This window comes from Blautia sp. AM29-29 (assembly GCF_003480555.1).
GTDB lineage: Bacteria > Bacillota > Clostridia > Lachnospirales > Lachnospiraceae > Fusicatenibacter > Fusicatenibacter saccharivorans.
Genome location: NZ_QUJD01000018.1, coordinates 41,263 through 55,056, shown reverse-complemented (window position 1 = coordinate 55,056; position 13,794 = coordinate 41,263). Strand labels below are relative to the sequence as shown.

Annotated in this window: 9 protein-coding genes and 1 pseudogene; 2 read left to right on the top strand and 8 right to left on the bottom strand. The window is 47.2% G+C overall.

The features are described from left to right. Positions 1-28: 28 nt before the first annotated feature. Positions 29-2,347, bottom strand: a complete 2,319-nt coding sequence (yicI, locus tag DW769_RS13015; protein WP_118641091.1) for an alpha-xylosidase — start codon at positions 2,345-2,347, stop codon at positions 29-31. 303 nt (positions 2,348-2,650) lie between these two features. Then, the gene (locus tag DW769_RS13005) at positions 2,651-3,601 is read right to left on the bottom strand and encodes a phospho-N-acetylmuramoyl-pentapeptide-transferase (RefSeq protein WP_118641095.1); all 951 of its coding nucleotides are present in this window, start codon (positions 3,599-3,601) and stop codon (positions 2,651-2,653) included. A 167-nt stretch (positions 3,602-3,768) separates the two neighbouring features. Here DW769_RS13005 and DW769_RS13000 point away from each other — a divergent pair, with 167 nt between their 5' ends. Both DW769_RS13000 and DW769_RS12995 read left to right on the top strand, forming a co-directional pair. Next, positions 3,769-4,644 carry an AraC family transcriptional regulator gene (locus tag DW769_RS13000; RefSeq protein WP_022463035.1) on the top strand — a complete coding sequence of 292 codons (876 nt, stop codon included), beginning with the start codon at positions 3,769-3,771 and terminating at the stop codon, positions 4,642-4,644. A gap of 45 nt (positions 4,645-4,689) precedes the next feature. After that, the gene (locus tag DW769_RS12995; protein WP_022463034.1) at positions 4,690-5,331 is read left to right on the top strand and encodes an endonuclease III domain-containing protein; all 642 of its coding nucleotides are present in this window, start codon (positions 4,690-4,692) and stop codon (positions 5,329-5,331) included. Between the two features lie 90 nt (positions 5,332-5,421). Here the strand turns inward: DW769_RS12995 and DW769_RS12990 are convergent, their stop codons facing one another. From DW769_RS12990 to DW769_RS12960, 6 genes and pseudogenes are all read right to left on the bottom strand, one after another. Further along, positions 5,422-5,859, bottom strand: a complete 438-nt coding sequence (locus DW769_RS12990) for a MarR family winged helix-turn-helix transcriptional regulator (RefSeq protein ID WP_022463033.1) — start codon at positions 5,857-5,859, stop codon at positions 5,422-5,424. Between the two features lie 163 nt (positions 5,860-6,022). After that, the gene (locus DW769_RS12985) at positions 6,023-7,372 is read right to left on the bottom strand and encodes an MATE family efflux transporter (protein WP_118750468.1); all 1,350 of its coding nucleotides are present in this window, start codon (positions 7,370-7,372) and stop codon (positions 6,023-6,025) included. Continuing rightward, on the bottom strand, positions 7,356-7,820 hold the full coding sequence (locus DW769_RS12980; RefSeq protein WP_118595853.1) for a MarR family winged helix-turn-helix transcriptional regulator: 465 nt from the start codon (positions 7,818-7,820) through the stop codon (positions 7,356-7,358). The genes DW769_RS12985 and DW769_RS12980 overlap by 17 nt, the downstream gene beginning before the upstream one ends. A 26-nt stretch (positions 7,821-7,846) precedes the next feature. After that, the gene (locus DW769_RS12975; protein ID WP_243105457.1) at positions 7,847-9,178 is read right to left on the bottom strand and encodes an ABC transporter substrate-binding protein; all 1,332 of its coding nucleotides are present in this window, start codon (positions 9,176-9,178) and stop codon (positions 7,847-7,849) included. A gap of 58 nt (positions 9,179-9,236) precedes the next feature. Continuing rightward, positions 9,237-12,442, bottom strand: a pseudogene (locus tag DW769_RS12970) (response regulator). A gap of 510 nt (positions 12,443-12,952) precedes the next feature. Then, positions 12,953-13,738, bottom strand: coding sequence for a Cof-type HAD-IIB family hydrolase (locus tag DW769_RS12960; RefSeq protein WP_242857168.1), 786 nt, complete (start codon positions 13,736-13,738; stop codon positions 12,953-12,955). Positions 13,739-13,794 lie beyond the last annotated feature (56 nt).

Genomic DNA, 13,794 nt, shown 5'->3' with positions numbered 1-13,794 from the left:
CTCTCCCTATATTCTTACATTCCGATGCTTATGCAACAACAACTTCGTTCGCATCTGCTGCGAGTACAGCTTCTTTCTTCTCGTTTCCGACGAATACTTCTACTTTGAGTTCCGTATGTGCACCTTCTACGGATACTTTCACTGTGTCGCCGTCTTTCACTGCTTTTACGGTGAATACATTGTTTCCGTGGATATCCGGAACTTTTGTCTCGGCTGCGTCTTTTAACTGATATACGCAAACAGTTGCGTGGTCAGCGTAGTCGTAATCCGGTTTGGTGTCGCAGTTTCCTCTTACTACGATGCTGTTCTCTCTTACATACAGCGGCATGGAGAAGTAGTCGTAGGTTCCCTGATACCATCTTCCGCCCTCTTTTGTCTCGCCGGTCAGAAGCTCAGTCCAGGTGCCTTCCGGCAGGTAGTACTGTGCAACTTTATCCTCGCGGAATACCGGTGCAACCATAAGGGCATCACCTAACATGTACTGCTGATCCAGATACGGAACGGCCGGGTCGTTCATGAACTCGAATACCATCGGGCGCATTACCGGGGTTCCTTCCTCGTGTGCCTCTACAGATTTCTGGAAAATGTACGGCATCAGCGAGCATTTCAGGTTGGTGAAGAATTTTACTACGTCGCAGGACTCTTCGTCGAACAGCCACGGCACACGGTAGCTTGTGGATCCGTGCAGACGGCTGTGGGTAGACATCAGTCCAAATGCGCACCATCTCTTGTACAGATCCGGTGTTGCGGTGCTCTCGAATCCGGAGATATCATGGCTCCAGAAGGAGAAGCCGCTCATGGCGAAGGAAAGGCCGCCGCGCAGCGTTTCTGCCATGGACGGATAGTTTGCAGAGCAGTCGCCGCCCCAGTGTACCGGGAATTTCTGGCTTCCTGCTGTTGCACTTCTTGCAAACAGAACTGCCTCGTTCTCACCTTTTACTTCTTTTAACAGGCTGAATACTGCCTGGTTGTACAGGTATGTATAGTAGTTGTGCATTGCCTGCGGATCGCTTCCGTCGTGGTAAACAACGTCAACCGGGATTCTCTCGCCGAAGTCGGTCTTAAAGCAGTCTACGCCGCAGTCCAGAACAGTTCTCAGTTTATCGGTATACCATTTAACCGCATCCGGGTTGGTAAAGTCCACAAGGCCCATACCTGCCTGCCAGTTGTCGGTCTGCCATACGCCTTTTCCGTCTGCTCTCTGCAGCAGATAGCCGTTTGCAGCGCCTTCTTTGAAGAATGCGGTTCCCTGTGCAATATACGGGTTGATCCATGCACAGATGTGAAGACCTTTGTCGTGATATTTCTTTAAGGTTGCGCGAATATCCGGGAAGCATTTCTTGTCCCACTCAAAATCGCACCAGTGGAATTCGTGCATCCAGAAGCAGTCGAAGTGGAAAACGCTCAGCGGAATATTTCTCTTTTCCATTCCCTCGATGAAGGATGTGGTAGTCTCTTCGTCGTAGTTTGTGGTAAAGGATGTGGACAGCCACAGACCAAAGGACCACGCCGGAGGAAGTGCCGGGCGTCCGGTCAGCGCGGTGTACTCGTTCATGATCTTCTTCGGTGACGGTCCGTGGAACAGATAGTATTTGATTCTTTCGCCCGGTACGGAGAAGCCGACATACTCTACTTTTTCACTTGCTACTTCGAAAGAAACGTTGTCGGTACTGTCAACGAGAATACCGTAGCCGTTGTTTGTCATGTAGAACGGTACGCATTTGTAGCCGATTTCGGATGCCGTACCGCCGTCCTCGTTCCAGGTGTCTACAACCTGTCCGTTTTTTACGAATGGAGTAAATCTCTCGCCAAGGCCGTATACGCACTCGCCGACGCCAAGGGAGAGCTCGCTTACCATATATGGCTGATATTTTTCGGTCATGTAATTCTGGGCTGGCAGCATGGTGCTCTGCTGACGGTCCCATCTGATATAGGAAAGGTTGCGGAAGCCGCTTCCGGTCAGAACTTTTCCATCTGCCTCGAAGGTGTAAGCAAAGACACCTTTTCTCTGTACGCGGACCTGTACGCTTCCGGTATCAAGAACTGCCTCATCCTCGTTGATCGTTACAGTTACGTCCTCGTATACGCTCTCTGTTTTGTCGAAGGACGGAACTTTGTTGTCGTAGGCTTCGTAGTGCCATGCCTCCATGGAGATGGTGTCCGGTGTATGTGCTACGAACTCAACGGTGATGGTCGGCAGGTTCAGGGTCATGCCTCTGTGCTCGATCGGACGTGTGGTAGCCAGGATACGCATACCGCCTGGAATCTGCTCTACTTCATAAGCCTGCATTGCATGGGATGCATTTGCTTTTTCACTCGGAAGCCAGTAACCTTCTGTGAATTTCATCTTTTCATTACCTCCTGATTTGATGCGCCCGAAACAGAGGATGAAAAGCACTCTCTTTTCATCATTTTTTACAGAATTCCTGTTTCAGGCTGACGTTTTTTGGTAATTTTATCCTACCACACTTTTCCTGTCGAAAACAGGGAGGATTCTGTGAAAAAATACGGCGATATTATCTTTTTTCCGGTTTGAACCTTTTTCTGGTTCCAATATGCAAAACGGGAGTGTGTCCCGCAAAAGTATCCTGTTGCATTTCCAATTACTTTTGCCTGGACACACTCCCATCTTTCTTCTTTTGTTTTTTCTTTATGCCACAATCAGATATGCAACAACTGCCAGCAGGATCTGCAGGATCACAAAGCGGATCACAACCTGACTGTCGGACCACTTGTATTTCAGGCGGACATGGTCATGCAGCGGTGTTCTTGTATTTTTGAGGATTGCGATTTTCAGGAAACGGAGTAAAAATACTTTGACAAGGCCGATTCCTCCGTCGACGATCATCACGCCTGCCATCAGCAGATATAAGAACGGATGGCGGGACTGCATGGCAAGGATGGCGATGTAGAAGCCAAGTGCTCTCGAACCGGCGTCGCCCATCAGCATGCTGCTCGGCGAGGTATTGAAATACAGGTACGCGAGAAGCGCTGCCACGAACAGGTAATTGGCTACGGTGAAGCTTCCAAGGACATCGTGGAAAATCATACTGAACGCGAAGATGACCACGCAGGAAAGGCTCGCGCAGAGTCCGTCGACACCGTCGGAACAGTTTGTAACGTTGATCGAAATCCAGATCAGGATGATGCCGAGGATTATGTAGACCACTTTCGGAATGGTAAGGGACATGCTTCCGAAGTAGATCGTGGTGGAATTGTAATTCACAAAGGTGATGACGGTCACAATGGAGATGACGAGGTCAATCGCGCCTTTTTTGTAATCGCTCCACGGGGTTTCGGATGCATCATCGAGGTAGCCGCTCAGCATGATGCAGACGAGCAGGATCGCGTAGATCACATACTCGGCACCAAGAGGCAGGAACAGAACGCTTCCGATCAGGAAACAGATGACGATCACGAGGCCGACGCCGCGCAGTTTTCCGCGGGAGAGGCCGCCGTTTACGGCAAATTCTCTGCCGTGATCGCTCGGCAGAAAGGAAAATGGATGCTTTAACGCCAGAAAGGTCAGCAGAAAGGTGACCACGATTCCCAGCATGGCGATCTGGCCGGGATTTAAAAAGTTACTCCATACTTGATACATACGTTTTCTTCCTTCACTTTTCTTTAGATTGAGTTTGCACGAAGCCGTATGTGACGTGGCTTTGTGTTCATTTATTATAACAACTTCATACAAAAATTGCTATACCCAATTCGGGGGTTTCGTGATAAGATAGTGATACACTAAGTTGAACAAAAAAGGAGTTTTTTATGCCACGCAAAGATCATCTGCCGCGCCAGACACGCCAGGAACACATCACGCTGCAGCCGAACCGCAGCATCGAATTTCGCGTAACCGACGATTTCGGCAGTTTTTCGCCGCCGCACTGGCACGACGCGCTGGAAATTATTTATATTCTGGAGGGTTCCTCCATTGTCACGCTCTCGGACCGCACCAAGACCGTCCTTCCGGGTCAATTTCTGCTGATCAATTCCGGGCGTATCCACACGGCGCGCTGTCCGTCCACGGGAAACCGCTCGATTCTGATGCAGATTCCGGATGCGTTTCTTGCGAACTATCTGCCTGATCCGTCACAGCTCTGGTTCTCGATTGACTACGACAGTACGAATCCGGAAGTGCAGAAAAATATCAGCCAGTTCCGGCGTCTTCTGCTTTCGATGATGCAGCTTCATGAGGAAATGCCCGACGGCTATCTTCTGACGTTCCAGCGGGAGCTTTTTACGTTTCTCGATCTGCTCTACACGAAATTTTCCGAGAAGAGCCCGCTTGCGCACCACCCGATGAGCTCCCGGACGCAGACACGGCTCGATACGATTCTGACGTACACGCAGGAAAATTACCAGCGGCCGATTACGCTGAAGGAGGCTGCCGATGTTGTCTCGCTGCAGCCGGAATATTTCTGCCGGTTCTTCCGCCAGAACATGGAAACGACGTATCTGGAATACTTGAATTCCTACCGTCTTTCCCGCATCTACCGCGACCTGATCGCCACGGATCTGCCGGTCGGCACGCTCGCGGAAAAGCATGGTTTTACAAACGATAAGCTGTTTCACCGCCTCTTCCGCGAGCGGTTTCACACGACGCCGCTGCAGCTTCGGAAGGCAGCACGCGAGAAAGGATCCTGATAGCTTTCGCTGTTTTAATATCTTTGAGAATGGGAGTTTAACACGATGACAAAAGAAGAACTGGCGCTTGCCGTCATTGAACGTTTGAAACAAGAATATCCTGACGCCGACTGTACGCTTGACTATGACCAGGCGTGGAAGCTGCTCGTCAGTGTCCGCCTGGCCGCACAGTGCACCGATGCGCGGGTCAATGTTGTGGTGGAGGATCTCTACGCAAAGTATCCTGATATCGATGCGCTGGCAAACGCGACACCGGAGGAAATCGAGGAAATTGTGCGGCCGTGCGGTCTTGGAAAGAGCAAGGCACGCGACATCAACGCCTGCATGCGCATGCTGCGCGACGAGTACCACAGCCAGGTGCCGGATGACTTTAACGCACTTTTGAAGCTCCCGGGCGTGGGACGGAAAAGTGCGAACCTGATTATGGGCGATGTATTCAAAAAGCCTGCGATTGTGACGGATACGCACTGCATCCGGCTGTGCAACCGCATCGGGCTCGTGCATGACTGCAAGGATCCGAAGAAGGTGGAGATGGCACTCTGGAAAATTGTGCCGCCGGAAGAAGGAAGCTCGCTCTGCCACCGGTTTGTGGAGCACGGACGCGAGGTCTGTACTGCGCGGACGACACCGCACTGTGAACGGTGTGTGCTCGCGGATATCTGTGAGAAGAACGGCGTAGAAAAATAGCATTTTTTTATGCGTTTCCATGCGAAAAAGGCTTTTGCATACCGGACAGATTTTTCTGATTCTGTCCCGGCTGCAAAAGCCTTTTTGTTTCTATTTTTTATATGACCGAAAGAAGTCCGTCAGCGCTTTCAGCGTTTTCCCGAGCACCTGCACTTCCTCTTCTCCGAGTTCCGCCATCACGGCATCCGTCATCTGCTCGTGGAATTTTGCGTGATGATGGAATGCCTGCCGTCCCTTTCCGGTCAGGTGGATGTAGACGATCCGGCGGTCCTTCTCGCTGCGCTCCCGCTCGGTGTAGCCTTTTTTCACCAGACTGTTCATCGACGTTGTCAGCGATCCGACCGTGATGTCGAGCTTTGCCGCGATCGATGACATATTGCCGCCCTCCAGGCCGACGGCTTCTATGATGTGCATATCGTTGTTCGTCAGATCCTTGAAATCCTCGGTGATGATCGCCTCTTCTTCCAGTTTTTGTATCTCGTGAAACAGATGGACCAGTGTCTCATTGATGATTTCTCTGTTATCCACTCCTCTTCCCCTTTCCGTCTGTTCTGTCCCTTCTGAACAGGGTTCCGCTCTTTCTGTCTGTATTGTATCAAAAAAGTTCCGGACAAACAATACCAAAAACTGCCTGGGAAACGGCGGATCGCTCCGTGCCGTTTCCCAGGCAGTTCTGTTATGTTTGATTCAATTACATCTGCCCTTTTTTCTTTAACCGTGCAAAGCAGATCATGAAAAAGCAGATGCCGTATACGGTTGTGATCGGGGTGGACATGCCGACGAAGGTCAGGTTCGTATTCGGCAGGTGTGAGAAGAACAGCGCCAGCGGAATACGGATCAGGCAGGCGGAGGTGATTCCCTGGATCATAACCGGGATGCTGATGCCGCGGCCGTTGAAGTATCCGATGCTGCTGAACAGCACACAGGTCAGAATACATTCCGGTGCGAAACCGCGCAGGTAAGCGGCGCTCTGCTCGATAACGGCCGGATCGCTCGTGAAGATTCTGGAGATGACACTTCCACCGAAGAAACCGATGCAGAAAATCACAACTCCAAGAGAGCAGCCCGTTGCGATTGCGGTGAGGAAGCCCTTCCACGCGCGGTCTTTCTTTCCGGCTCCGGTGTTCTGTGCCACGAATGCTGACACAGACTGCATCACAGAGGACGGGATCAGCATGATGAATGAGGTCAGCTTCTGCGCCACACCGTATCCGGCGGACGGCATAAGGCCCATGCCGTTGATGATCGAGTTGATCACAAGGAAGGAAATCTGTACGGTCGTCTCCTGCAGCGCGATCGGCACACCGACGTTCAGGACTTTCTTCAGCTCGTCATGGTCGATGCGGCAGTCTTCTTTTTTGAATTCAATCGGCAGATTGCCTTTTTTCAACACACCCATGGAGGCGATGACAGAAATCAGCTGCGCCAGAACCGTCGCAAGCGCTGCTCCCGCAACGTCCAGTTTCAGCACACCGACGAAGAACAGATCTCCGGCAATATTGGCTGCGCAGGCGATGCCGACGAATAAAAGCGGCAGATTTGCATTACCGATTCCGCGAAGCACGCTGCTGATGACGTTGTACGCGATGATGATCAGAATACCGCCGGAACAGATCCGCAGGTAGAGGACGGTTTTGTCAAAAGACTCCGCCGGGACCTGTAAAATATTGGCGATCGGACCTGCGAACAGCTCCAGAATCACCGTCATGGCGATACCGATGATGGCGAACAGAACAATCGAGGTTCCCACGGTTTTGCCGGCCTTATCCGGCTTGCCCTCGCCGATGTGCTGGCCGATCATAACGGTCGAACCCATCGCAAGGCTGGTGATGATAAGTGTTACCATCTGCATGAAGTTGCTTCCGGTTCCGACAGCGGAAATACTCGACGCATCGCCGAACCAGCCGACCACGAGAAGGTCGACCGCACCGTAAGCCGCCTGCAGAATCAGCGCGCCGAGCACCGGCAGCGCAAAGCGGATCAGGGACTGGAAAATCGGTCCCTCTACAAACGATATTTCTTTCTTATTTTCTTTTGCCATTGTTTTTCACTCCTTTTATTCCCGGCATCGTTTCCTGCATCCGTGTGATTGCATGCACAAATTCGTCCACCACCGCGTCGTCCAGATCTGGCAGGCGGGATGCCCATTCCCCGTGAAAGTGCGTCACGCGGAGTTCCACAAACTCTTTTCCCTCTTCGGTCAGTGTCAGGTTGATCACGCGCTTATCTTTTTCATCCGCCTGTTTCACGAGAAGATTTCTCTCCTCCAGTTCCTGCACCAGCTTGGTGATGCTCGGCAGCGTTGTGTTCATATAGCTGCTGATGTCGCTGACGCGGCAGAAGCCCTGCTTTTTCTGAATCTCACTCACCGCATCCAGCACATGCACCTGCCGCGGCTTCATACCGTCCGGCAGGTCCGGGAGCTTCTCGATCAGACGCTTTGCATCAAAACACGCATCCAGGAACTGCTTTAATTTTTCCTGTGTCATGGAAAAGGTTCCTTTCTGTTTAAAAATTAGTTATCTTTAGTAATTACTTTTGATAAGTATAGCAGGAAATGAAAAAATGTCAAGAGGGAACTGATGCTAAAAAAGAGCTGATTGAAAGTTCTGGCAATGCCAGATTCTTTCATCAGCTGTGTTTCATCCATTTCCCCTGACAATAATCCGTGAACAGCCTCAAGACTGGCATCAAATGATTTTTGAGCAGAATATCGGATATAAACAGAATTATTATTAATTTCATCTTCCAGTCCAGGTACATCTTCCATCATGTTTGGAACATCTACATTTAATGAAATTACACCCTTTCCATCTGCGATCAATGTTTGTCCTTCTTTTGAAATCATACACTCCAGGACATCGAATGCCAGGTCCAGTTTTTCCTGATCTTTTTCCAGTTCTTTGTTAAATGCAATATTCAGAGAAGGGGTCATATTTATAAAAGCTTCATCCGAAATCTGTGAAAAAAACGGTATACGAGTTAATTCTGCATCCATCTGTTCCTGAAATTCCTGCATAAGTGCCGGATAACCATGAAACATTGCTGCTTTTCCCTCAAGGAACATCTGCGTTGCAGTATTAATATCGACACTGATATCATCACTTGTAAAATGTGAGTCCTTCAAGAATGTATTGGTTTCTGAAAAAATACGTTTCCATAACGCATCATCAAATGCGATATCCCCTGATGCACTTTCAGCTGAGCTTCTCCATTCGATTCCATCCAGACTCATGAATTCACCAATTGCACCTGTCTGAATCACCTCATGAGCGGACCAGTCTTCTGCAAGATCCAGGGAATACGGTTTTATACCATTATCATAAAATTGCTGGCATGCCTGTGCATATTCCTTATAGTTTTTCGGTATCTTGATTCCATACTGTTCAAACAATGTCTTGTTGGCAATAATCGTCTGCGGTATACCGCAGATAGGAAGCCACTGAATCTCATTTTTTGAATTTTTATAATATTGCAATGCATAGGAGTAATACCTGGAAACCACATCATAAGAAGCAAAATCCATTAGATATGGCTCCAGATCCTGTGCATCTTTTCCAGAAAATCGACGTACGGTTATGATATCCGGCAGTTCACCATGTTCCTCAAAATAGCTATATAAATCGGTATCATTGTTACCGGTAATAAACTCAATATCCTGATCTGGAAACTGCTCATGGATATAGGGTACAATATTTTTCATTAAACGATTTTCCCACAGATACACGGTAAGGTGATCGTCATTTTTAGATACTGCTTTTTGAGATTGTCCACAGCCAGACAAAACAGTAATTGCTAAAAGCACACCTGACAGTAATGCTATCAGACATTGTTTTGCCTTTTTCATCCTCGTATTTTCCTCATTCTTTCCTGATAAAATCATTAATTCAATAATTGGGAAACAATTACAGCCAGTTTTCCAGAACATCATTCAGCTTATTCATATCCAGCGGTTTCGCGATATGTCCATTCATGCCTGTATTTTTTGCCAGCTGTACATCTTCTGCAAAAGCATTTGCTGTCATGGCAACAATCGGTAGTTTTCCCTGTTCACCCGGAAGGCTCCTGATTGCTGCGGTTGCCTCATAACCATTCATGACAGGCATTTGGATATCCATAAAAATAAGGTCATACAAGCCTTTCGGTGAAGCTTCTACTTTTTCAACTGCAATTTTTCCATTTTCTGCCGTTTCCACTTCCGCCCCTGTCATCTGCAGAATTTCAACAGCAATTTCTCTGTTTAACTCATTATCCTCGACCAGCAGAATTCTTTTTCCTGTGTAATCTGCTTCAGACAGCTCATCCAGATAATTTCTTGCTGTTTTTTCTTTTCTGCCAGAAGTAAACTGCCGCAATGTAGCCGCCAAACGGGAACGGAACAGCGGTTTTGCAATAAAAGCATCTACGCCTGCAGCCTTTGCTTCTTCTTCGATCTCGCTGAATTCATAAGATGTCAGTACAATAATGGTAATCTCTTTCCCTATCCGTTTCCGGATCTGTCTGGCTGTTTCAATTCCGTCCATATCCGGCATTTTCCAATCTAAAATAACAGCAAAGTAATCATTTTTTAGCTCATGATGTGCATAACAGCGCTCAACGGCTTCTCTGCCGGAGAGAACCCATTCGCCTGTAATCCCAATCTCCTTCAATGTGGCAACTGTACTTTCACAACATGTCTTATCATCATCCACAACCAGAACAGGTAGATTCATCAGATTTCTGTCCTGTTCTTTTTCTTTTTCCTGAAGTTCCAGATAAATTGTTACTGTAATTTTAGTTCCCTTATGTAAGGTGCTTTCCACTTTAATATTACCATTCATCAGGTTCACAATATTTCTGCTGATTGCCATTCCCAGACCTGTTCCCTGGACTCTGGTTGTCCGATGGTCATCTGCGCGGCTGAAAGGATCAAACATGATTTTCTGGAATTCCGGTGACATACCGATCCCATTATCCTCAATCGTAAATTCATAGCATCCAAGTTCCGAAAATCCATTTGGCTTTTCCTCTATGGAAAAAGTAATATTCCCACCATCCGGTGTATACTTGACCGCATTACTCATCAGATTCACAAATACCTGCTGGATTCTCAGGCTGTCACCACAGACACTCTCATGTTCAATGTGATTAATGTGTATATCTAAATTGTGTTTATGTTCATCAATCACCGGTTTTGTGAGTGTTATAAGATTATCCACCAGATCTGGCAGATTGAAATCCTCCTGTGCCAGCGTCATTTTTCCACTTTCAATACGTGCCATATCCAGCACTTCATTAATCAGCCCCAGCAGATGACGGCTTGATTTTGTAATTTTGCTGAGACATTCAATGACTCTGTCCTGGCTCTCAATATTTGCTCCTGCAATTGCTGTCAGGCCGACAATGGCATTCATCGGTGTCCGGATATCGTGGGACATATTGGAAAGGAATTCTGTTTTCGCACGGTTTGCATTTTCTGCAGACCGGTAAGCCTCTTTCAGTGCCTGACGGGATTCAATCTCTGCTTTCTTCTCCTGTGTCACATCCATGGATGCCAGCAATACCTTTTCCAGCTTTCCATTCTTCCATTCCAAAGGAATATAAGAAGCGATTTTATAAGTCTTTTCATCCAGGCTGCAATACTCAAACTTATAAATATCATTTTCACTTTTCAGATTCTTCCGGATATTTTCCGGTGCGATCAGGATGTCCATAGTTTCCAATGGTTCCAGTGTCTTATATTTTTCAAGAACCTGCATCTGAAAATCATGATAGAATCCCAGAGGTTTATATATCATCTGTCCATTCAGGTTATAGAATTCATATCTGTCATTTTCCAGATCACAGACAACAAAGCGGTCAACCAGACGCACAATACTCTGAATTATCTGCTCCATGGAAGCATTATCCGCCGCCATCTGCAGATGCCGTGCGCTCTCTACCTTTGTCTCTGTGATATCACGCAGAAAGATCATGGCATATTCTGAATCCTCTATTTCGCCACGTATGACCACATTGCGGACCCATCGTTCTTCTCCATTCAGAGTGATACGGCACTCTAAAGCCAATTCGGTTTCCAGACCCTTCAGCCTTTCTGCAATATAACCACGGTCGTAAAAAGAGGATACCGCCTTCTTATCTGTCTCCACAACATAGGAATCCACAAAATGACGGATCAGTTCATCCCATGTATGACTCTGTTCAAAGACTGTCATCAGGGACGGTTCAACCTTAAAGGTATCAAAAGTATTCGCTTCCAGATTTACATAATACTCACACAGGTCTGCTTTCGTAAAAGCCCGGTGGAAAGCAGCAGATTTTTGTGCCTGCATGGCCTCTTTTTTTCCGCATCAATATTAATAAAAATCCCGGCAATCCTGCTGGCAGAACCATCCAGACGGCGTATTACTTCTGCCGATGCCCGAAACCACTGGTATTGATTATCCTTCATTCTCATACGATACTCTACCTGGTATTTTATCTGGTTCGTCTTATCCTTAATTGCCGCCTGAAGCTGCACCATTACTCTTTCTTTATCCTGTGGATGCAGAAGATCTGACCAGGATTCCAGTTTATTCGGAAAGTCCAGAGTGTCATGATAGCCAAGCATTTTTCGGAATTCATGACTCCAGTTTGCATTCACAATCTCACTGTTTTCGTCACAGTCAAAATACCAGAAGCCGGAACAGATAGCCTCATTGAGCAGTGTCAAATTTACATGATCCCAGTTGACTTGTACGGACATAACCCAGATCTGTCTGCCCGCCTCATCTGTCGCATCCTCTTTACAAAGCCGTACATTTTTCACTGTACCGTCTGCTGTAAGGATCTGTGCTTCCCCTGTTCCGTGAAGCTGCAAAAAACGGTCTCGCTCCAGTCTATCTTCCTCGTCATAAAAGAAGTTTCTCAATGAGCCTTTTGTCTGTTCCATGAAAGTATCGAATGTATATCCTGTACTATGCAACAGCAGATTATTCACAGACAAAATAGACAGGTTTTGGTCATAAGATCCTGTCATTATACCTACCCCGCCATTATTTTCCAGTGTTTTCTGTACGGCCTGTGACATAGCCTGTGTCTGTCCCGTTACAGCCTCACCTAAAGAATATATTTTGTCTTCATACTTTTCCATTTTATAAAAATCCTCTCTCTGTTTTATACTTCATTATCCTGCTTTTATCTGTATACAGAGAACCTGTCCCTGCCAGTTTTACATTTACGTTATAATATCCTACAAAACGTGAAAAACAGGTATACGGATTTGAGAAGTTGCAGCCACTACACACAATATTCACACAAAATTCTCTTTATGTTTTCAATTTTTATAGGCTTTGCCAAGTGAGCATTCATTCCTGCTGCCAGACACTTACTCCGATCGTTCCTGCTGTAAAACGGTATCTGAGGCTTTTTTTATTTATCTGATTTTTTTCTGTTTCCATGGAACTTCTGAACGCTCACCTCCTGGTATCATTACAAATATACATAAAAACTCATTTTTATATTACCATGAAATTTTTTACTTTGCAATGCACATACCTTTTCAGACGCTGCTTTTCTTGTTTCCTTTTTCAGAAAATTGCAACCAAAGGGGCGCACCTGAAAATTTCTTTTCAAATGCGCCCCTTCGCTTTCTTTTTTTCTGTCAGATCAATCCGTAATGCTCCATCGCCTTTGCCACGCCGTCCCGCTCGACGGTATCGGTTACGTACTCTGTGTACGGATCCAGAATCTCATCATGTTTTCCAAGCGCAATGGTGTGTGCGCCGCACCGGAACATGGTAAGGTCGTTGCTGCTGTCGCCAAATACGTATGCATCTTCTTTCTCCAGCTGAAACTGTTTCAGCGCATAGTCCACAGCTGTTCCTTTGCTGCAGCCGTGCGGAACGATTTCGTATACACCGCCGCGGCGATCCATGATATCAAACTCCTGCTCAAATTCACGGTACATACGTTCTATATCAGACTGTGCATCAGTTACGATACAAAATTTATCGTAAATGATTCCTTTTGTCTCCGCTGTCTCCGCGAGTCCGATTCCGACAGCAGCGAAATAGGCACGGGTCTGCTCGACCTCCCGAAAACGGGATACCTCCGACGAAAAATAAACATTATCCGTTCCCTCCAGAATCATGCCGATCCTGCACTCCTTTAAAATAACCGGGATTTCCTCACAGCGCTTTTTCGGAATCGTCTGATGCATCAGGATTTCGCCGTCCCGGCGCAGATAGGTCCCGCAGCCGCACAGAAATCCGGAAAACGGAAGCTTTTTCAGCTCCTCGGGCAGCTCCGACCAGGTGCGGCCGGTATTAATAAACGTAAGATTTCCTTTTTCCGCTGTCTTTTTCAATGCATCGAGCGCGCTCTGCGGAATTTCTTTTGTAATCTCACTCAGTAACGTTCCATCAATATCAAAAAATAATGCTTTCACAAAAATTTCCTCCTCGTGTACTGTTTCCTGTTCTCTTTCTGACATACGAAAAAATG

Bases quoted from the DNA above. Each gene is read 5' to 3' on its own strand.
- yicI (WP_118641091.1), bottom strand. From the start codon at position 2,347: ATGAAATTCACAGAAGGTTACTGGCTTCCGAGTGAAAAAGCAAATGCA.
- DW769_RS13005 (WP_118641095.1), bottom strand. From the start codon at position 3,601: ATGTATCAAGTATGGAGTAACTTTTTAAATCCCGGCCAGATCGCCATG.
- DW769_RS13000 (WP_022463035.1), top strand. From the start codon at position 3,769: ATGCCACGCAAAGATCATCTGCCGCGCCAGACACGCCAGGAACACATC.
- DW769_RS12995 (WP_022463034.1), top strand. From the start codon at position 4,690: ATGACAAAAGAAGAACTGGCGCTTGCCGTCATTGAACGTTTGAAACAA.
- DW769_RS12985 (WP_118750468.1), bottom strand. From the start codon at position 7,372: ATGGCAAAAGAAAATAAGAAAGAAATATCGTTTGTAGAGGGACCGATT.
- DW769_RS12980 (WP_118595853.1), bottom strand. From the start codon at position 7,820: ATGACACAGGAAAAATTAAAGCAGTTCCTGGATGCGTGTTTTGATGCA.
- DW769_RS12975 (WP_243105457.1), bottom strand. From the start codon at position 9,178: ATGAAAAAGGCAAAACAATGTCTGATAGCATTACTGTCAGGTGTGCTT.